The following is a 19,798-nucleotide window of genomic DNA, read 5'->3' on the forward strand; positions in this document are numbered from 1 at the left end:
AAGTCAGCGGTAGCCGGCGGCCTGCAGTTCGAACAGTTCGGCATAACGGCCACCCTGGGCCATGAGCTGCTCGTGCGTGCCGCTCGCTTCCAGGCGGCCCTCGTCGAGCACCAGGATGCGGTCGGCCATGCGCACGCTCGAGAAGCGGTGCGAGATCAGCACGGCGGTCCGATTGTCCGACAATTCCTTGAAGCGTTGGAAGACCTCGAATTCCGCGCGCGCATCCAGCGCAGCGGTGGGTTCGTCCAGGATCATCACCTGGGCATCGCGCATGTAGGCGCGGGCGATGGCGATCTTCTGCCATTGGCCGCCGGAGAGGTCCACGCTGTCCTTGAAGCGGCGGCCGATCAGCTGGTCGTAGCCGCGCGGCAGGCTTTCGATGACCTCGTCGGCCATGGCGCGCGCGGCGGCGGCGCGGATGCGGTCCTGGTCGCGCATGGCCTCGATGCGGCCGACGCCGATGTTCTCGCCGGCGGTCAGGTGGTAGCGCACGAAGTCCTGGAAGATCACCCCGATGTTGGCGCGCAGGTCGTCGATGTCGTACTCGCGCAGGTCGCGGCCATCCAGCAGGATGCGGCCTTCGTCCGGGTCGTACAGGCGGGCCAGCAGCTTCACCAGCGTGGTCTTGCCGGCGCCGTTTTCGCCGACCAGCGCCAGCACCTCGCCGGCACGCAGTTCGAAGTCCAGGTGCCGCACGGCCCAGCGTTCGGCATCGGGATAGCGGAAGCCGACGTTCTCGAACACGAAGCCGCGGGTGATCGGTCGCGGGACGGCGATCGGATCGGCAGGCGAGGCGATCTCCGGTTCGATCTCGAAGAACGAGAACAGGTCGTCCAGGTACAGCGCCTGCCCGGCCACCTGGGAGAAGCCGATCAGCAGGCCTTCGAGCAACTGGCGCAGGCGCAGGAAGCTGCCGGCCAGGAAGGTCAGGTCGCCGATGCTGAAGTCGCCGCGTACGGTTCGCCAGGCGATGTAGCCGTACGCCACGTAGTAACCCAGCGTGCCCAGCGCCGCCAGCAGCGCGCCCCAGAAGGCGCGTCGCCGGGCCAGCGCGCGGTTGGCGAGGAAGAACTTCTCGGCCAGCGTGCGGTAGCGGTCGATCAGGAACCGGTGGAGGTTGAAGATCTTCACCTCCTTGGCCGTTTCCACGCTGGCGCCCATCTGGCGCAGGTACTCCAGCTGGCGGCGTTCGGGCGTCCACTGGAAATTCAGCGAATAGCCCAGCGCATTGAAATGGGCCTCGCCGATGAAGGCCGGCACCAGCGCCAGCGCCAGCAGCGCGATCAGCCAGGGCGCATACACCAGCAGGCCGGCAGCGAAGCTGACCACGGTGATGGCGTCCTGTACCTGGCCGAACAGCTGGCTCATCAGGTTCATGCGTCCCATCGTCTGCCGGCGCGCGCGGTCCAGCTTGTCCTGCAGGTCGGGGTCCTCGAAGTCCTCCAGGTCCAGCTGCGCCGCATGTTCCATCAGGCGGATGCTGGTGGCGTTGGTGAACAGCTCCGACAGCAGGGCATCGGCGTAGCTCACCAGCCGGCCGAGCAGGTCCGACACGATCGCCAGGGCGAACTCCAGCGCCAACAGGCCCAGCAGCGTGTCGAGCTGCCCGCTGCGCCAGGCATCGCCCAGCGAACCGAAGTCCAGCCCCAGGCCGACCAGGCGGATGGCTTCGTCGATGATCAGCTTGCCGATGTACAGCGTGGCCACCGGCATGAGCGCGCGCACCACGCGCAGGCCCAGGCTGGCGAGGGTCAACGTACGGCTGGTCTGCCAGATCTGGCGCAGGAACGGCGCCAGGTTGCGCATCGCATCGAAGCGCTCGCGCAGGTTGGGTTGGCCGGCGCGCCGGGGGGGCGCGTGCGAGGAAGGGGACGCCATGCGGGGATTGTGCCTGCTATCCCGGTTGTCGTCAGTGAACGCGTGCCGTCACCGATTCCCGGCCCGCCGCCACCGCGACGGCCGTCCTCAGCGCAGTGCGAGGCCCGCCAGCGCTTGCACGGACACAGCCTGCCCCGGCTCGACACGTTCGCCGCCGCGCACGATCAAGCGGTCGCCGGCGCGTACGTCGCCACTGACTTCGACCAGATCGTCCACAGTGGCGCCGGTCTTCACCGCCAGCCGTTCGGCCTTCCCGGCAGGGTCCACGCGCAACACGAAGTCGCCCTCGCGGCGCAGGATCACCGCATCGCGCGGTACGGCCACGACGCTGCGGGGCTCCGCGCTGGGCAGGCCCACATCCACGGCCGTGCCTACCGGTGCCTGCACGTCGTGCAGGGCGATGCGCAGTTCCAGCTGTCGTGAGGCTTCATCGCCCACGGGTACCAGCGCACTGACGGGGTAGTCGCGCTCGCCACCGGCGCTGCGTACGCGTACCGTCGTGCCCTGGTCCAAATGGCGCGCCAGTTCCACCGGCGCGCGCACGCGCACCTCGGGTGCTGCCGTGTCCACCAGCCGCGCCACCGATGCGCCGGTCACCAGGTACTCGCCTCGTTGGGTGTGGCGCTCGGCCACGATGCCGTCGAAGGGGGCGCGCACCACCATCTGCGTGCGCTGGTGCCGGATCTGGGCCAGCTGGGCCCGCGCGCGGGCCTGGTCCTGCGCCAGCATGTCGCGTTCGGCCCGCAGCTGCTCGTACTGGGAGCGCGCGATGTTCTGCTGGGCCGCCAGCTGTGCGTAGCGTTGTTCCTGCCGTACCGCGAGGTCCAGCTGGGCCTGGATGCGGGCCAGTTCCGCCTCGCTCTCGCGTTCGCGCAGGCGCAGCGCCGTGTCGTCCAGCACCGCCAGCGCCTGTCCGGCGCGTACGTGCTGACCGACTTCGGCGACCTGCAGCACGCGCCCTTCCAGTTCGCTGGCCACGCGCGCGTCCCGACGGCTGATGATGCTGCCGGGCGCCCAGTGGCGTGGCGCGAAGTCGGTACGCACCGCCGGGGCGACGCTGACCATGGCGGGCTGTGCCTCGGCGGCGGGTGCACTGGCATCGGCATCCAGGCGGAGCAGGGGCAGGGCGAGGATGCCGGCCAGCGCGAGGGCGATGAGGGATTTGTGCAGCAGGGGCATGTCGTTCTCCGGAGCAGTGGTCAGGCAACGTGGGGTGGCAGTGCGCGGTGCATCGACGAGGCGGCGACGTGGGGGACGCGGGGAGCCGCCAGGCGCAGCAACGCAGGCACCAGCACCACGGTGAACAGCAGGCTCAGCGCGACGCCGCCGACCGACACCGCGGCCAGCCCGCGGTAGATCACCGCGCCGGGGCCGGGATTGATCGCCATCGGCAGCGCGCCCAGCACGCCGGTGAGCGCGGCGATCAGGATCGGACGCAGGCGCTGTTCCAGGGCCTGCTTCAGCGCATGGTCGAGCGAGGCGCCTTCGGCCTGCGCTTCGCGCGTCTGCGCGACCAGCAGGATGGCGTTGTTGATCACCATGCCCAGCAGCATGATGAAGCCGATCATCGACAGCAGGTCCAGCGTCTGCCCGGCGGCGAGGTCGAGCACGCGCAGGCCCGCCACGCCGCCCAGCACCGCCATCGGCAGTGTGGCCATCACGAAGGCGCTGTCGCGCAGCGAGCGGAACATCGCGGCCATCAGCATGAACAGCACGACCAGCGCCATCACGAAATTGAGGCCCATGCTGCGCACCACTTCGCCCAGCCGGTCGGCGCTGCCGGAGATGCGGATCGCGGCGTCGGGCGGCAGCGCGTCGCGCAGGCCGGGCACGATCTCGTCGTTGACAATGTCGAGCGCTTCTTCCAGCGACATCGCCGCCGGCGGATCGACGGTGAGGGTGACGGTGCGGCGACGGTCGATGCGGCGCAGTTGGTTGGGCGCCAGCACCGTGTCCACCTGCGCCAGCTCGGCCAGGCTCAGTACGCCGCCCTGCGGCGTGGCCAGCGGCGCAGCGCCCAGGCGCGCGATGTCGTCCTCGCCGTTGCTGCGCAGGATGATCGGCAGGCGCCGATCGCCGTCGAAGTGTTCGCCCAGCCATTGGCCGTCGCCCAGCGTGCGGACCACGGTGCCCAGCTCGGGGCGCCGCCAGCCCGCCTCGGCCAGGCGGCGGTCGTCGGGATTGACGCGCAGCTCCGGCGTGCCCCCATCGGCACTGGGCCAGGCCTGCACGTTGGCGCCGGCGAAACGGTCCGACAGCGCCTTGCGTCCTGTCTCCGCCGCACGCGCCAGCGCATCGCCGTCGCTGTGCTGCAGGTGGATGGCGATGGCGCGTGCAGAGCCGCCGAAGCTGCCGAACAGCTCGCCCTCGCTGGCGAAGGCGCGCGTATCCGGGAAACCGACCACGATCTGGTCGCGGACGATGCGCTCGAGTTCGCCGATGTCGTCCGGGTCCACCACGCGCGCGCCCAGCGTGCCGCCGCCCGGCCACAGGTTGAGGTACCAGTTGCTCAGCTGCGGACCTTTCTCGCCGTCCATGTAGGGGCGCATGCGCTCCAGCAGGATCGGGGCGATCTCGCGGTTCACCCGCTCTGGGCTCATGCCGGGCGGGAAGTTGAAGAAGGCGTCGACGGCCGCGCGCTTCACCGGCGGCAGATAGTCGATCTGCGGCATCAGCACGGCCGCGAGCAGGACGGGTGCGAGGACAAGCGCGCCGACCCAGCCGAGCTGGCGCGTGCGGCCTTCGGTGGTCTTCAGTGCCCAGTCGCTGAGGCGCGACCAGAACCGGTACTGGCGCTCCTCGCAGGGGCGCGTGCGCAGCCAACTGCCGGCTGCCGCGGGCAACACGGTGACGGCGATCAGCAGCGAGATGCCCACCGCGATGGAAATGGTCAGGGCGAGATCGGCGAAGAGCTGGCCTTCGACGTCCTCCATGAAGATCACCGGCAGGAACACCGCCACCGTCGTCAGCGTGGAGGCGACCAGCGCGCCGCCGACCTGGCGCGTGCCCTCCAGCGCAGCGCGCGCCGCCGGCAGACCCTGTTCGCGCAGGCGCACGATGTTCTCGGCCACCACCACCGCGGCATCCATCACCATGCCCACCGCGAACGCGAGGCCGGCCAGCGAGATGACGTTGAGGCTGCGGCCGGTCAGCTGCAGCACGATGAAGGTGGCCAGCAGCGAGATGGGAATGGCGCAGGCGATCAGCGCGGTGGCGCGCACGTCGCGCAGGAACCACCACAGGCAGCCAACGGCGAGCAGCACGCCGACGGTGAGACTGCCGGACAACAGGCCGAGCGCACGGTTGATGAAGACCGAGGCGTCGAAACTCTGGGCGATGTCCAGGCCCAGCGGCTTCAGTTCCTGTTCGCGCACGTCGGCGACGACACGCTTGACCTCGTCCAGCGTGTCCAGCACGTTGGCGCCACTCTCGCGCAGGATGCGCAGGCCGATGGCGGGATTGCCGTTCTGGTAGGCGAAGAAGCGCTGTTCGGGCCGTTTGACCTGGACGGTGGCGACATCGGCCAGGCGCACCGGCCGGCCGTCGCGCCAGGCCAGGATCAGCTCGCCCAACGCTTCGGGTGAGTAGCGCCCTGCGAAGCGCAGCACGTACTCGCGGCGGCCGGCCTCGACCACGCCGCCGGACACGTCGGTGGCGCGCGCGGCCACGGCCGCGACTTCCGGGATCTGGATACCGAGCGCCGCCGCGCGCGCCAGGTCCAGGGTGATGGTCAGCTCCTCCGCTGCGCCACCATTGATGTCCACGCCGGCCACGCCGTCGACCGAGGTCAATCGCGGCACGATGCGGTCCTCGATGAACTGCCGGTAGTCGAGGATGTCGCCGCGCGTGCCGGGCAGCTTCTGCACGAAGAAGTAGGTCAGCGAGTTGTTGGCGTTGTCGGCGCCGGCCTGCACGACCGGCGGCGTGGCGTCGCGCGGCAGCGGCTGCAGGCGGTTCATCCGCGACAGCACTTCCACCAGCATCGCGTCCATGTCGCTGCCGACGGCGAAGGTCAGGTTGATGAAGCTGTTGCCGGCATTGACGTTGGAGGCCATCTCCTCCAGCCCGGGCAGGCCCTGCATCACGGTCTCGATCGGCTCGACGATCTCCGACTCCATCTCCTGCGGCGAGGCGGCGCGCCAGCCGGTCTGGATGGACATCTGCGGACGTTCGATGTCGGGGAACAGCTGCAGCGGCAGCTTGCCCAGGCTCATCAGGCCGAATGCGCAGACCATGGCCACGACGACCGCGACGGCGGCCGGATTGCGCAGGGAGGCCTCGGTGAGTTTCATCGTGCAGGTCCGCGTGGTGGTCGGCGGTGCGCACGATGCGCGCAGTAGCAAGCGGCGTTATGGCCCGGAAGTCATGCGGTGAGTCCCGTTGCGGCGAGTGGTGGATCAGGTGCGTTGAAGCGAAGGTGGGAAATGGATGTTGCCTGCAAGGAGCGTCCTTGTAGGAGCGACGTGAGTCGCGACCGTACGCGGTGAATATCAGGGGAAGGATGAAGCGCGCGACACGGGAGCAGACGTGGGCGCGAATCTGCCTTGGGCGTGAGGTTCGACGGAATGCGGGACGTGCGGTCGCGACTGACGTCGCTCCTACAACGGATGACCCCGCCTACAGCAACACCGCCAGCTTGTCGCGATGGCTGCGCGACAGCTTCAGTTCCTGGCCGCAGTCCAGGCGCAGGAAGCTCTCGCCGTTGGTGTGCGGTCGCATCTCCACCACGCGGCGCGCGTTGACGATGGTGGAGCGGTGGATACGCGGGAAGCGCTGCGGGTCCAGCTGCTTCTCGAGCTCGCGCATGGTGGCGCGCAGGACCAGGGTATTGCCATTCGGCCCGTCGCCGTCGGTGTGGATGCACATGTAGTCGCCGGCCGCGTCGATCCAGCGGATGCTGTGCAGGTCCACGCGCACGGTGCGACCACCGTCGCGCACGGCGAGCTTCTCCTCGCGGCGCAGCAGGTCGAGCGCATCGGGCTTCAGCGCTTCGTCCAGGTCCAGCGGTGGCCGACCGCTGAGTTCGCCCAGCAGGCCGAGCAGATGCGCGCAATGGCCGCTGGCCTCGCGCTGGGCGCGGGCCTGGCGCACCCGTGCCAGCGCCTGCGCCAGGCGGGAGTCCTCCACCGGTTTCAGCAGGTAATCGGTGGCCGAGGCTTCGAATGCGCGGATCGCGTAGTGGTCGTAGGCGGTGACGAACACCACCAGCGGCATCTCGTTGGCCGGAATCGCACGCAGCGTCTGGAAGCCGTCCATGCCCGGCATCTGCACGTCCAGGAACATCAGATCCGGGCGATGTGCGCGCAGCCCGCCGATGGCCGACGCGCCGTCGCCGTAGTAGCCCACGATCTGCACGTCGGCATGGGCGGCAAGCCGGATCTCCAGGCCGCGGCGGGCCAGCGGCTCATCGTCCACGACGATGGCGCGCAACGGTGCGGAAACGGCGGCATCCATGCGTCAGTCTCCCAGGGTCTGCGAGGTTTCGAACGGCAGTCGCAGCGTCACCTCGATGCCGCGCGCGCGGTTGCGCACGGAGAACCCGCCGGTGTCGCCGTACAGCACGTGCAGGCGTTCGCGCGTGTTGCGCAGGCCTACGCCCTTGCCGGGCGGCAGCTGGTCGCCTTCGATGGCGCTGCAGCCGGGGCCGTCGTCGATCACCCGCAGTACCAGCTGCTCGCCGTCGCGTTCGGCCTCGATGCGCAGCAGTCCGCCGGCGACCTGTTTGGCGACGGCGTACTTGATGGCGTTCTCGACCAGCGGCTGCAGCAGCAGGCTGGGCAACAGGGCGCGCCAGCAGTCCTCGTCGATGGCGGTCTCGATGCGCAGGCGTTCGGCGAAGCGGATCTTCTCGATGTCCAGGTACAGCGTCAGCGCATCCAGTTCCTGACGTAGGGTGACCCGCTGCATCGGGTCGTTGTCCAGCGAGTGGCGCAGGAACGAGGACAGGCCCTGCACCATGCGGTTGGCGGTGGCGTTGTCGCGGTCCAGGATCAGCGTGGAGATGGCGTTGAGCGTGTTGAACAGGAAATGCGGGTTTAGCTGGTAGCGCAGCATCTTCAGCTGCGCCTGGTGGGCCATGCTGCGCGCGGCGAGCGCGCGCTCGGTTTCGCCCTGCAGTTGGCGGTAGTACTTGATCCCCATGTAGGCGCCCACCCACGCCAGCACCACGTAGATGTAGCCCAGCGAGTAGGCGACGAACTCCAGTCGCGTGGTCGGCCTGCAGGTCTCGCAGAAGTCGACCAGCGCTTCGCGGGTGACGAAATCGATGACGGCCGAACTGACCAGGATCGCCGGCACCATCACGGCGAGCAGCCGGCGCGGCGGCAGGCCCCAGCAGGCGCGCAGCAGATAACGCAGCCCCAGCGTGACCACGGCACCGGTCGTCGCTGCGGTCAGCGGCACCACCCAGTAGCCCGACGGTTTGCCGTGCGCGACCGCGTACAGGCAACCCTGCGCGAAGTAGGCGCTCCAGCCGGCCAGGTGCAGCAGCCAGAAAGCCTGCTGGCGGGGCATGTCGAGCGGACGTGAGGCGGCGATGGCCATGGCGGACGTGGATGGGCGCAGGTGCCGCCATGCTAAGCCCATGCGCCGGCGCGTGCCGCACGGTTCGTCGGCCCCTGCGCACGCTTGGGCGCAGGCGGCCCGGGCGTCACTGCAACGGACCGGGCGGCTCGCCGTCGCCGCCGGACTGCAGGGCCACCGGCAAGTGCCAGCCGAAGGTGATCGCGGCCATGCGCAGGCCGAAGCAGACCAGGGCGCCCACCAGCGCGCAGGGCAACGGCGGCAGGTGCAGCCAGTGGCCCAGGGCGACGATCAGGGCACCGGCCAGCGCAGCGACGGCGTAGAGGTCGGCGCGCAGCACCAGCGGCACCTGCGCCAGCAGTACGTCGCGGGCGATGCCGCCGCCGATGCCCGTCAGCATGCCCATCGCGGCCGCCATGGGCGGCGCAATGCCGTACTCCAGGGCCTTCTGCGTGCCGGCGACCGCGAACAGGGCCAGGCCCATCGCGTCGAAGAGCCGCACCGGGTGGTGCAGCTTCTCGATCAGCGCAGCACGGAAGAAGGTCACCACGCCGGCGGCCAGCGAGGTGACCGGATAACGCCAGTCGCTGAGCGCCGCCGGCGGCGTGGCGCCGATCAGCAGGTCGCGGGTGATGCCGCCTGCCGTCGCCGCGGCGAACGACAGCACCAGTACGCCGAACAGGTCCAGTCGGCGCCGCACGCCCAGCATGGCGCCGCTGAGCGCGAACACGAACGTGCCGACCAGATCGAGGATGAGGACCAGGGTTTCCATGGCCCCCATTGTGCCGCCTGACGGCGTGCCGGGTCAGGGCAGGATGGGCTGCATGCCCACGCCCAGGCGGTTCCACGCGTTGATCGTGGCCACCGCCATGGTCAGTTCGGCGATGCCGGACTCATCGAAGTGTTCCTTCAGCGCCTCGTAGGTCGCATCGGCGGGCGCGCCCGAGGGCAGGGTGGTCAGCTGTTCCGCCCAGGCCAGCGCGGCCCCCTCGCGGGCGTCGAAGAAGCGGCTGTCGCGCCAGCCGGGCAGGGTGTCCAGCTTGCGCGGCTCGATGCCAGCCTTGCGCAGTGCCCCGCCGTGCATGTCCATGCAGAAGGCGCAGCCGTTGATCTGGGAGACGCGCAGGAAGACGAGTTCGAGGAATTCCTTGCCCAGCACGCCGTTGTGGACGGCGGTGCTGGCGGCATACAGGCCGCGGAAGGCTTCGGGAACATGCTTGGGGTAATCGACGCGATGGAACTTCTGGCTCATGGCAGTGCCTCAATGGCGGCCACGATGGCCACCTTCACTACCAGGACGCGCCACCGTCCTTCGCCGTGACACCCGTGCCCAACTTGTCCGGATTGGCGATGGTGAAGAGGTCGCTGATGCGCTCGCCGTCGCTCACCGCCACCATCACCGCGGTCAGCACGCCGTCGCGGTAGCGCAGGATCGCCGGCTCGCCGTTCACCGTGCCCATGCGCCAGTCGATGGCCGGATCCTGTCGTCGATAGGCGGCCCAGAACAGTCGTGCGATGCGGATCGCACCCAGCAGCGGGCGGATGACCGCGACGGCCTTGCCACCGCCGTCGGAGACCAGTTGCGCGTCTTCGCGCAGCAGGGCGGTGATCGCGGGCTGGTCGCCGCGCCGCGCGGCCTGCATGAAGCGCTCGAGCAGGCGGCGGTGATTTTCGCGGGGAACATCGAAGCGCGGCCTGCCGGCCTGCACGCGTTCGCGTGCGCGGTGGACCATCTGCCGGCAGTTCGCCTCGCTCTGGCCCAGCAGGGGCGCGATCTGCGCATAGTCGTAATCGAAGGCCTCCTTCAGCAGGAAGGCCGCGCGTTCCTCCGGACCCAGCCGCTCCAGCACGGCCAGGAAGGCCAGCGAGACCTGTTCGGCCACTTCGGCCGACTGCTCCGGCGAGGGCGATTCGTCGATCTCCGAGGGGGGCGGCAGCCACGGTCCGGTGTAGTGCTCGCGCTGCGTCCGTGCGGCGCGCAGGCGGTCGATCCCCAGCCGGGTGGCGGCGGTGACCAGCCAGGCTTCGGGGTCGCGGATGCCGGTCCTGTCGGCCTGCTGCCAGCGCAGCCAGGTGTCCTGGACCACATCCTCGGCGTCGCTGCGGCTGCCCAGCAGGCGGTAGGACAGCCCGAACAGGCGGGAACGATGGGCTTCGAAGGTGTTTTCGGCGTTCATGCGACCAAAGACGGGCGAGGGCGCCCGCCCGTGACACCCGGGCGGGCCGTCACTTTGGCCTAAAATGGGCGCTTCCGCCCGCTACCCCACCGGCAGCCGCCCGTCGCTCCATGACCTCGATCAAGCAAGAAGACCTCATCCAGTCCGTCGCCGACGCCCTGCAGTACATCAGCTACTACCACCCGGTGGACTACATCAAGAACCTCGCCGCCGCGTACGAGCGCGAGGAATCCCCGGCGGCGAAGGACGCCATCGCCCAGATCCTGATCAATTCGCGCATGTGCGCCGAAGGCCACCGTCCGATCTGTCAGGACACCGGCATCGTCACCGTGTTCCTCGAGATCGGCATGGACGTGCGCTGGGACGACGCCACGATGGGCGTGGAGGACATGGTCCACGAGGGCGTGCGCCGCGCCTACAACCATCCCGACAACAAGCTGCGCGCCAGCGTGCTGGCCGACCCGGCCGGCAAGCGCACCAATACGAAGGACAACACGCCGGGCGTGGTCAACGTGAAGGTGGTGCCGGGCAACACCGTCGACGTGATCGTCGCCGCGAAGGGCGGCGGTTCCGAAGCGAAGTCGAAGTTCGCGATGCTCAATCCGTCCGACTCCATCGTCGACTGGGTGCTTAAGACCGTGCCGACCATGGGCGCCGGCTGGTGTCCGCCGGGCATGCTCGGCATCGGCATCGGCGGCACCGCGGAGAAGGCGATGCTGCTGGCGAAGGAGTCGCTGATGGAGCCCATCGACATCACCGACCTGCAGGCCCGTGGCGCATCCAACCGCGCGGAGGAGCTGCGCCTGGAGCTGTACGAGAAGGTCAACGCGCTCGGCATCGGCGCGCAGGGTCTGGGTGGTCTGACCACCGTGCTCGACATCAAGGTCAAGGACTACCCCACCCACGCGGCCAACCTGCCGGTGGCGATGATCCCGAACTGCGCCGCCACCCGCCACGCGCACTTCACCCTCGACGGCAGCGGTCCGGTGATGCTGGATCCGCCGTCGCTGGAGGACTGGCCTGAGCTGACCTACGACGCCTCCAAGGGCCGTCGCGTCGATCTCGACACGCTGACCCGCGAAGAGGTGGCCAGCTGGAAGCCCGGCGAAGTGCTGCTGCTCAACGGCAAGCTGCTGACTGGACGCGATGCCGCGCACAAGCGCATGGTCGACATGCTCAACAAGGGCGAAGCGCTGCCGGTCGACCTGAAGGGCCGCTTCATCTACTACGTGGGCCCGGTCGATCCGGTGCGCGACGAGGTCGTCGGCCCGGCCGGCCCGACCACTGCCACCCGCATGGACAAGTTCACCGAGCAGGTGCTGGCGCAGACAGGCCTGCTGGGCATGGTCGGCAAGGCCGAGCGCGGCCCGGCGGCGATCGAGGCCATCAAGAAGCACCAGTCGGCCTACCTGATGGCGGTCGGCGGCGCGGCCTACCTGGTATCCAAGGCGATCAAGGCGGCGAAGGTCGTCGGCTTCGCCGACCTGGGCATGGAGGCGATCTACGAGTTCACCGTACAGGACATGCCGGTGACCGTGGCCGTCGACGCGCAGGGCACCTCGGTGCACCAGACCGGCCCGAAGGAATGGCAGGCGCGGATCGGGAAGATTCCGGTGGTGGTGGCGTAGTTGCCTTTCCCTTCTCCCGTCGGGAGAAGAGCTTGCCCCGTACTTGATACGGGGTGCCCGTAGGGCGGATGAGGGCTTGCCATGATGGCGCTTCCCCCACCGTGCTGCGGAACGAGCCACAGCGAGCGGGCGCATTGAACGGCCGATAGTTCGCCTTCGCGGCTCGCTGCGGCTCGTTCATTAGCATCGGCTCGGATGCGCTACGTTGGCGCCCCCAACCCCTCTCCCGTAGGGAGAGGGGCTCAAATCGCAGGGATCCATCTATGTCGACGACGCTCTACTACTCCCGCAGCACCGCCAGCCTGGTCGTCCACTGGCTGCTGATCGAACTGGGTATCCCGCACGCGTTGCATGAACTGGATTTCGACAAGCGCGACCAGAAGTCCGATGACTACCTGAAGCTCAATCCCGCCGGCGTGGTGCCCACGCTGGTGATGGACGGGCAGGTGATCACCGAGACCGCGGCCATCCTGATGCATCTGGCCGATACGCATCCCCGCGCGGAGCTGGCGCCGGCGGTGGCGACCACGCAGCGCGCGCAGTACTACCGCTGGATGCTGTTCTGCGCGAACACGCTGATGCCTGCTTACCGCGCGTGGTTCTATGCGGACGAGATCGCGGGCCCGGAGAACGCCGAGGCCAGTCGCCTGCATGCACGACTCAAGCTGGAACGCGCGTGGCAGCAGGTCGCCGACCATCTGGAGGCGCACGGGCCCTACCTGCTGGGCGCACAGCGCAGCGCGGCCGACTTCCTGCTGACCATGCTGATGCGCTGGTCGCGCAACATGCCCAGGCCGACTGACACCTGGCCGGTGCTGCATGCTCACGCGCAGCGCATGAAGGCATTGCCGAGCTTCAGGGACGTCTATGCCCGCGAGGGGCTGACGGACTGGACGTGACGATCGCCGGGCCCACTGTAGGAGCGACGTAAGTCGCGACCGCGGATCTTGAAATGGCGTGAAACCAAGGCCATGCGCATTTCGCCTGCAAATACATCGCCTGGAGCAGTGTTCCTGCCCGTCTTGGCATGCGGTCGCGACTTACGTCGCTCCTACAACAGCCAGTACGGGTCACTCAGTCCACGTATTCTTCGAACTTCCGCCCACCCTGGAACGGCATCAGGTGCTGGCGCACGATCCCGCGCGGCACTGTCTCCAACTTCATCACGCCGTACTCTCCGGGCCAGTCTTCCTGCTTCGGCGGCAGCTTGAAGGTACCCATCAGCATGTCCACCAGCGGCAGGTGGATGGCGTAGTTCACGTCCAGGTAGTCCTTGTGCCGCGCGTGGTGCCAGTGGTGGTAGCGCGGCAGCACCAGCAGGTACTCCAGCCAGCCGAAGCGGATGCCGAGATTGGCGTGCGCCAGCACGGCCTGCAGCCCGACCAGGATCACGTAGGCGTTCACGGCCGGCGTGGAGAAGCCCAGCACCAGCAGCGGCAGCAGCACGGCGCTGCGGGTCAGCACGATCTCGACGATATGGATGCGCGAACCCGCCAGCCAGTCCATCTCGCGGCTGGAGTGGTGCACGGCGTGGAAGCGCCACAGCCAGGGAACGTTGTGGTACGCGCGGTGCAGCAGCGCCTGCGCCAGGTCGGCCACGAACACGGCGATCAGGAACTGCGCCCAGACCGGCAGCGACTGGATCGCGTTCTTCAGGGCAGGAAAGGCGGCCAAGCCCGCGATGGTGGACGTGGATGCGGTCACCAGGATCAGGATGAACTGCACCAGCACATGGCTCATGAAGAAGTACGCCACGTCCGTGCGCCAGCCCGGCCGCAGCGGCGAGATCCGGCGCTTGCCCAGGTAGTGCTCCAGCGGCACGAATACCAGCGCCGAGAAGAACAGCGAGATCACGAACCAGTCCAGGCCCAGCGAGTACGGGGTCTTGCCGATGGCGTCGAACTGCACGTTGGTGCCGCCCAGCAGCACGGCCAGCGTCGCGCTGCCTACGCCGATCAGCGCGATGCGCTTGTTGCGGTCGCGCAGGATGGCCCACGTGCCCATGGCGAACGCCGACGCCAGTCCCACCAGCAGCAGATGGCGGGCGAACTGTTCGTTGTAGGCCGCGCGGAATTCCTTGCTGGTCAACAGTTCCGGGAAATGGAAACAGGCCACCGCCATCAGGCTCAGCAGGCCCAGCATGGCGGAGGCATAGGCGAAGAACGAACGGCGCGGGCGCGGCATGGGCGGCTTCCTTGGCAGGGGGTACGGATCCTGCGCCCGATCTTACGTCAGACGATGCGGTTTCCGGCCGCGTCCACCACCGGCTCGCCGTCTTCCTTGCTGAAGGCGCCGCGCTGCGGCTGCGGCAGGATGTCCAGCACCGCTTCCGAGGGCCGGCAGAGCTTCGTGCCCAGGGCCGTGACCACGATGGGACGGTTGATCAGCACCGGGTGGGCCAGCATGGCGTCGATGAGGGCCGCGTCGTCGGCGTCGGCCAGGCCGAGTTCCGCGTAAAGAGGTTCCTTGGCGCGCACCACGTCGCGCACGGACACGCCCATGGCCGCGATCAGCGACAGCAGCGTGGCGCGATCGGGGGGCGTGCGCAGGTATTCGACGACCTGCGGCTCGATGCCGGCATTGCGGATCAGTCCCAGCGTGTTGCGCGAGGTGCCGCAGGCGGGGTTGTGGTAGATCGTCACCTCGTCCATCAGTACCAGTCCAGCAGCGAGATGCCCAGGCCCACGTAGGTCGCCTTGTGGTTGTAGTCGATCAGGCTTTCGCCGTACCCATGGAAGACCTGTACATGGCCGCGGAACGTGCGGTTGATCGGGAAGCCGTAGTCCACCTGCAGCGCGCCGTGCGAGTCGTCGCCGCCGCGCAGCGAGTGGCGTCCCAGTACGGTGAGGACGTGGCCGTCTTTCGCATAGGTCAGCATGGCGTCGCCACGGCCGATGTAGTCCTCGATGTCCGGATTGTCGTCGTCGTTGCCGTCGGGCACGCGGTACCAGGGCCGCACCACGAAGGCCCAGTTCTCACGATCCAGGCCGATGGTGGCGATGACGCGGTTCCAGCTGCGCGAGAGCGGGTCGCCGCGGCCGTTGGACTGGTGGTTGATGCCGATGCCGGCCATGCGGCCTTTCCAGCCGGCGATGCTGTAGTTGTTGCGGAACACCAGCATCACTTCCGGTTCGTAGTTGGTCTCGCGGAACGGGCGCGACTCCTCGCCGTTGTAGACCTGCCAGCGCGAGCTCTGGGTATACGCGCCCCAGATGTCGCCGTTGTCGCCGAACACGTTTTCGGCGAACTTGGTCTTGAAGCTGAGCTGGAACTTGGCCTCGATGTCCTGCAACGCCTGCGGTTCGGTCACCGTGTTGTCGGGATTCGGGGAGGAGGGCGTTTCGTTGACCCGGCTGGTCCAGAAGGCCGGCAGCAGGTACAGCGGCTTGTAGCCGCGCAGCTGGAACACGCCCAGCTTGGAGTCCTTGGCCAGCTCCCAGCGGCTGTCCAGCAGGGAGCCGCGGCCGGCATTGGCGATCAGGTCGGCATCGCCCGGATCGTCGGCACGGAACCAGGCGCCCAGCCGCCGGCGGGTGCGCTCGGTCAGCGCCAGGTCCCGGTCCTGCGCCTCGGCGGCGGCGCGGGCGTCGGCCCGCGCCTTGGCGCGTGCGGCCGCTTCGGCTTCTTTCGCCGCCACGGCTTCCTCATCGGCTCGCCGGGTATCGGCGGCGGTGCGTCCCAGCGCAGCGTCGTAGCAGGCCAGGCGCGCGGCATCGTTCTCCAGGGAGAAGCAGGCTTCGGCAGGCGCGGGCGTCGGCCCCCCCTCCTGGGCGTGGGCGGCCAGTCCATACGTAACGCCAATTACCAGCGGAAGCAGTCGGATGCGATGCGTCATGCAGAGTCGCTCAGTGGGGGGCGCCGCCATTCTGCCAGCCCGCGCGCTAAGGTCAGAAGATCCAGGCGAAGACGAACAGCCCCAACATCGCGAAGGCCAGGCCCAGCTTCAGCACCACGCCCAGCACGATGCCCAGCCACGTGCCCAGCCCGACCTTGGTGGCCTGGCGGAATTCGCGGCCGTGCCACAGTTCGCCCAGCAGCGCGCCGACGAAGGGGCCTGCCAACAGGCCGATGGGCATGAAGAACAGGCCGGCGAACGTGCCGATCACCGTGCCCAGCAATGCCTTGCGGCTGGCGCCCACGCGTTGGGCACCGATGGCGGTCGACACGATGTCCACCACGAAGGAAAGCGCCGTCAGCACGCCCAGTACGACCAGGGGCACCCAGCCGATCTGCTGGAAGTCGCCCGCCCAGGCGGCCAGCAGCATGCCCGCGAACACCAGCGGCAGGCCGGGTAGGGCGGGCAGCAGCACGCCGGCGATGCCGACGAGGATCAGCACGATGGCCAAGGCGTAATACAGGAACTGGATGTCCAATCAATTCTCCTACGGAATCAAGGGGTTGCCAGGGGCTTGACTTTATCGTTCAGGCGTTTGCATTTTCACAAATGCCGGGTTACTGTGCGGCCGCTGCCGTTGCCAAGGTCACCGTGAATCGTGGCCTGATGGGGTAGATCCATGATCCGCTACATCCTTGTACCTCGCTTCCTCCTTGCAACCAGCCGCCCAGCAGGCGTATCCACCACCCGTTTCAAGGAGCAAGTAGATGTCTGATCGTGAAACCGGAACCGTGAAATGGTTCAACGATGCCAAGGGCTTCGGCTTCATCAGCCGTGAGAATGGTGAAGACGTGTTCGTGCATTTCCGCGCCATCCAGACCCAGGGGTTCAAGAGCCTCAAGGAAGGCCAGAAGGTCACCTTCACCGTCGTGCAGGGCCAGAAAGGCCTGCAGGCCGATGCGGTGCAGCCGGTCTGACCTGATCCATCGAATCGCGCATCCGCGCGTGCTCCACGAAAAAGCCCGGCATGCGCCGGGCTTTTTCTTTTTCAGCGGACCGGGCGTCAGCGGATGACCACGCGGCCGTTCTGGATGCGCACATAGGTGTTCTCGCGCACGCCCCCCAGATCGTGCTGGTTGATGGTCACGCGACGGCCGTCGTCCATGCGCACGGTGATGTTGTAGGTATCGCCGGTGGTCCGGTTCTGGATTGCGTTGCCGGCCGCCGCGCCGGCGACCGCGCCGGCCACGGTGGCGACGTTCTTGTTGCCCTCGCTGCCGCCGGTGCGATCGGAGATCTGGCGCCCGGCGACCGCGCCCACGATGCCGCCCAGCACGGCACCGGTGGCCGACGGCGCGCTGCGGCCCGAGGGGACCACGTCGATACGTTCGACAATGCCGCAGTCGGCGCAGTAGCGGTTGGCGGGGGCGCTGTTGTAGCCGCCGCCATAACCGCTGGAGTAGCCGGGCGAGGTACTGGCGCAGCCTGCGAGCGCGAAGGTGGCGGTCAGGCCGATGGCGATCAGACGCATGTTCATGGAGCCTCCTGGAGGGTGGGGTCGCCGACATGGCGCGGCCCCTTCACTTGCATGCTCCACACGGGCGCGTGAACACCATGACAATCGGGCCGCTTGCGCGGCCCGGATGTCAGGTGCGATTCAGACCTGCGCTACGCCTCAGCCGCGGAAGTCCTGATGGCAGGCCTTGCAGTCCGTGCCCAGCTTCTCCACCAGCGCCCCGGCGGCGGCGCAGTCGGTGGGCGGTGCGTTCAACGCGGCATCCAGATCGGCGCGGAACTGGCTGGTATGCGTCTTGAAGCGGCTGTCGTCGGCGATGCCGGGGAACGCCATCTCCAGATCGTTCGCCATCGCGCGCAGCGTGCGCACGTGCGGGATGGTGTCGGTGGCGGCGCAGCGGTTCTGCTTCACCTTGTCGCCCAGTTGGCCAGAATGCTTGGCCATCACCTGCATCACGCTGTCCGGGAACGGATCCTGCCGCGCCTGCAGTGCGCGCATCGCCATCACGGTGCAGATGGCGCCCACGACCAGGCCGATCAGGAACAGAAACAGGTAACGCGACGCGGCGGAAGGCTTCTTGGTCTCGGGCTGGCTGGCCATGCGGCGGGCTCCTTGTGGATGACGCGGCGATGGTACGACGGCCGTCACGGTTTGCGCCACGGCTTACACTGGTGGCATGAAGAAAGAACTCAGGGACCGGTTCGCCGGCATCGACAGGCTGTACGGCGTGGGTTCGGTGGAACGCCATGCGGCTGCGCGCGTGGCGGTGGTAGGCATGGGCGGCGTGGGCTCGTGGGTAGTGGAAGCCCTGGTGCGCTCGGGCGTGGGCCATCTCACCCTGATCGACGCCGACGACATCTGCGTATCCAACACCAACCGTCAGTTGCCCGCGCTGGATGGCCAGTACGGGCGCAACAAGGCCGAGGCGATGGCCGAGCGTTGCCGTGCGATCAATCCACTGGTCGAGGTGGACGTCGTCCCGCAGTTCCTGACGTCCTCCAACATGGCCGACCTGCTGGATCGCGGTTTCGACCTGGTGCTCGATGCCTGCGACAGCTTCCGGGTGAAGGTGGAGATGATCGCGTGGTGCCGGCGCCGCAAGCTGCCCATCGTGGTCTCCGGCTCGGCCGGCGGACGCACCGATCCCACCCAGATCCGGCTGCGCGATCTCTCCCGTACCGAGCACGACGCGCTGCTAGCCCTGGTCCGCAAGAAGCTGCGCGCGGAGTTCAATTTTCCGAAGAACAAGGACCGCTATTTCGGCGTGCAGGCCGTCTACTCGCTGGAGAACGTCAAGTATCCGCAGGCCGATGGCACCGTCTGCGGCCTGCGCCCGCAACTGGGCGCGGATGCGGCGCTGAAACTGGACTGCGGCGTAGGACTGGGGGCGGCCACCCACATCACCGGCGCGTTCGCGTTCGCCATGGTGGGCAAAGCGCTGGAGCTGCTGGCAAAACCGGCCAAGCGGGGCGTCACGTCAGCGGAAGATTGAACAGCCGTTCCGCGTTGCGCGTGGTCGCCGCCGCGATGTCCTCCGGTGCCACGCCGCGCAGGTCCGCGATGACGTCGCGGACCACCGGCAGCCGAGCGGGTTCGTTGCGCTGCCCGCGGATGCCGGCATCGGGCTGGTCGGGCGCGTCGGTTTCCAGCAGCAGGTAGTCCAGCGGCATCGTGCGGGCGAGGGTGCGCAGGCGGTTGGCGCGCTCGTAGGTCACCGGTCCTCCCAGCCCGATCAGGAATCCCAGCTGCCACAGCTGGCGCGCCTGCTCCGGGCTGCCGGAGAAACTGTGCACCACGCCGCGCAGGCCGCCGACCCGTTTTACCGACGCGATCACGGCGTCCACGGCGCGTCGCGCATGCACGATCAGCGGCAGGTCGAACTCGTGCGCCAGCCGCAGCTGTCCCTCGAAGTAGCGGCGTTGCTCGTCTTCATCCAGGCCTTCGACGAAGAAATCCAGTCCGCATTCACCGATCGCCAGTGGGTGCTCCCGCTCGATCCATGCGCGCAGCGCGTCCAGATGCGCGGGTCGGTGTTCGGCCAGGTACATCGGGTGCAGTCCATAGGCCGGGAACAGGCCCGCGTCCTGCGCGCAGACCTCGCGCAGTTTCGGCCAGCTCGAGGCGGCCACGGCCGGCACCACCTGCCGGGTCACGCCGGCGGCGCGTGCCCGCGCCAGCGCCGCATCGCGGTCGCCGTCGAACTCGGGCGCGTCGAAGTGACTGTGGCTGTCGACCAGCATCA

Annotated in this window: 19 protein-coding genes; 4 read left to right on the forward strand and 15 right to left on the reverse strand. The window is 68.4% G+C overall.

Annotation, left to right across the window (positions count from 1 at the left end; all coding sequences use genetic code 11):
- Positions 1-3: 3 nt before the first annotated feature.
- The 8 genes from V8246_RS14025 to V8246_RS14060 all read right to left on the reverse strand — a co-directional run bounded on the left by V8246_RS14025 (position 4) and on the right by V8246_RS14060 (position 10,577).
- Positions 4-1,878: an ABC transporter ATP-binding protein gene (locus V8246_RS14025; protein WP_336189750.1), complete on the reverse strand. Its 1,875-nt coding sequence runs from the start codon at positions 1,876-1,878 to the stop codon at positions 4-6.
- 87 nt (positions 1,879-1,965) lie between these two features.
- Positions 1,966-3,057 carry an efflux RND transporter periplasmic adaptor subunit gene (locus V8246_RS14030; protein ID WP_336189751.1) on the reverse strand — a complete coding sequence of 364 codons (1,092 nt, stop codon included), beginning with the start codon at positions 3,055-3,057 and terminating at the stop codon, positions 1,966-1,968.
- A gap of 20 nt (positions 3,058-3,077) precedes the next feature.
- Complete coding sequence (locus V8246_RS14035; RefSeq protein WP_336189752.1) at positions 3,078-6,170, reverse strand: efflux RND transporter permease subunit; 3,093 nt, start codon at positions 6,168-6,170, stop codon at positions 3,078-3,080.
- A 325-nt stretch (positions 6,171-6,495) separates the two neighbouring features.
- Positions 6,496-7,332 carry a LytTR family DNA-binding domain-containing protein gene (locus V8246_RS14040; protein WP_336189753.1) on the reverse strand — a complete coding sequence of 279 codons (837 nt, stop codon included), beginning with the start codon at positions 7,330-7,332 and terminating at the stop codon, positions 6,496-6,498.
- Between the two features lie 3 nt (positions 7,333-7,335).
- On the reverse strand, positions 7,336-8,421 hold the full coding sequence (locus V8246_RS14045; protein WP_336189754.1) for a histidine kinase: 1,086 nt from the start codon (positions 8,419-8,421) through the stop codon (positions 7,336-7,338).
- A gap of 106 nt (positions 8,422-8,527) precedes the next feature.
- A complete protein-coding gene (locus V8246_RS14050; RefSeq protein ID WP_336189755.1) occupies positions 8,528-9,172 on the reverse strand; it encodes a trimeric intracellular cation channel family protein in 645 nt (214 codons plus the stop codon).
- Positions 9,173-9,205: 33 nt separating this feature from the next.
- Positions 9,206-9,652 carry a carboxymuconolactone decarboxylase family protein gene (locus V8246_RS14055; RefSeq protein ID WP_336189756.1) on the reverse strand — a complete coding sequence of 149 codons (447 nt, stop codon included), beginning with the start codon at positions 9,650-9,652 and terminating at the stop codon, positions 9,206-9,208.
- A 37-nt stretch (positions 9,653-9,689) separates the two neighbouring features.
- Positions 9,690-10,577, reverse strand: coding sequence for an RNA polymerase sigma-70 factor (locus tag V8246_RS14060; protein ID WP_336189757.1), 888 nt, complete (start codon positions 10,575-10,577; stop codon positions 9,690-9,692).
- 110 nt (positions 10,578-10,687) lie between these two features.
- On the opposite strand from V8246_RS14060, the gene V8246_RS14065 reads away from it, so the two are divergent.
- Together V8246_RS14065 and V8246_RS14070 are read left to right on the forward strand one after the other, a co-directional pair.
- Positions 10,688-12,205, forward strand: coding sequence for a fumarate hydratase (locus V8246_RS14065; RefSeq protein ID WP_336189758.1), 1,518 nt, complete (start codon positions 10,688-10,690; stop codon positions 12,203-12,205).
- A 263-nt stretch (positions 12,206-12,468) separates the two neighbouring features.
- Positions 12,469-13,104, forward strand: a complete 636-nt coding sequence (locus tag V8246_RS14070; protein WP_336189759.1) for a glutathione S-transferase family protein — start codon at positions 12,469-12,471, stop codon at positions 13,102-13,104.
- A 175-nt stretch (positions 13,105-13,279) separates the two neighbouring features.
- On the opposite strand, the gene V8246_RS14075 is transcribed toward V8246_RS14070, so the two are convergent.
- The 4 genes from V8246_RS14075 to V8246_RS14090 are packed head-to-tail and all read right to left on the reverse strand — an operon-like array spanning position 13,280 to position 16,578.
- Positions 13,280-14,389, reverse strand: coding sequence for a sterol desaturase family protein (locus tag V8246_RS14075; protein ID WP_336189760.1), 1,110 nt, complete (start codon positions 14,387-14,389; stop codon positions 13,280-13,282).
- 47 nt (positions 14,390-14,436) lie between these two features.
- Positions 14,437-14,856, reverse strand: a complete 420-nt coding sequence (gene arsC / locus V8246_RS14080; RefSeq protein ID WP_336189761.1) for an arsenate reductase (glutaredoxin) — start codon at positions 14,854-14,856, stop codon at positions 14,437-14,439.
- Positions 14,856-16,040, reverse strand: a complete 1,185-nt coding sequence (locus tag V8246_RS14085; protein WP_336189763.1) for a phospholipase A — start codon at positions 16,038-16,040, stop codon at positions 14,856-14,858. The genes arsC and V8246_RS14085 overlap by 1 nt, the downstream gene beginning before the upstream one ends.
- Positions 16,041-16,092: 52 nt before the next feature.
- Positions 16,093-16,578, reverse strand: a complete 486-nt coding sequence (locus V8246_RS14090) for a DUF456 domain-containing protein (RefSeq protein WP_336189764.1) — start codon at positions 16,576-16,578, stop codon at positions 16,093-16,095.
- Positions 16,579-16,807: 229 nt separating this feature from the next.
- On the opposite strand from V8246_RS14090, the gene V8246_RS14095 reads away from it, so the two are divergent.
- Positions 16,808-17,017 (forward strand): cold-shock protein, encoded by a 210-nt coding sequence (locus tag V8246_RS14095; protein ID WP_108765608.1) that lies wholly within the window; start codon positions 16,808-16,810, stop codon positions 17,015-17,017.
- An 86-nt stretch (positions 17,018-17,103) separates the two neighbouring features.
- On the opposite strand, the gene V8246_RS14100 is transcribed toward V8246_RS14095, so the two are convergent.
- Both V8246_RS14100 and V8246_RS14105 read right to left on the reverse strand, forming a co-directional pair.
- Positions 17,104-17,577 (reverse strand): glycine zipper 2TM domain-containing protein, encoded by a 474-nt coding sequence (locus tag V8246_RS14100; RefSeq protein ID WP_336189765.1) that lies wholly within the window; start codon positions 17,575-17,577, stop codon positions 17,104-17,106.
- 138 nt (positions 17,578-17,715) lie between these two features.
- Positions 17,716-18,156 (reverse strand): cytochrome c, encoded by a 441-nt coding sequence (locus tag V8246_RS14105; RefSeq protein WP_336189767.1) that lies wholly within the window; start codon positions 18,154-18,156, stop codon positions 17,716-17,718.
- 76 nt (positions 18,157-18,232) lie between these two features.
- Here V8246_RS14105 and V8246_RS14110 point away from each other — a divergent pair, with 76 nt between their 5' ends.
- Entirely contained in the window at positions 18,233-19,048 is an 816-nt protein-coding gene (locus V8246_RS14110) for a tRNA threonylcarbamoyladenosine dehydratase (protein WP_336189768.1), read from the forward strand.
- Here V8246_RS14110 and V8246_RS14115 read toward each other — a convergent pair.
- Complete coding sequence (locus V8246_RS14115; protein WP_336189769.1) at positions 19,029-19,796, reverse strand: TatD family hydrolase; 768 nt, start codon at positions 19,794-19,796, stop codon at positions 19,029-19,031. The two genes, V8246_RS14110 and V8246_RS14115, sit on opposite strands and share 20 nt — an antisense overlap.
- Positions 19,797-19,798: the final 2 nt, after the last annotated feature.

It is taken from the genome of Pseudoxanthomonas sp. F11 (genome assembly GCF_037046485.1).
Lineage (GTDB): Bacteria > Pseudomonadota > Gammaproteobacteria > Xanthomonadales > Xanthomonadaceae > Pseudoxanthomonas_A.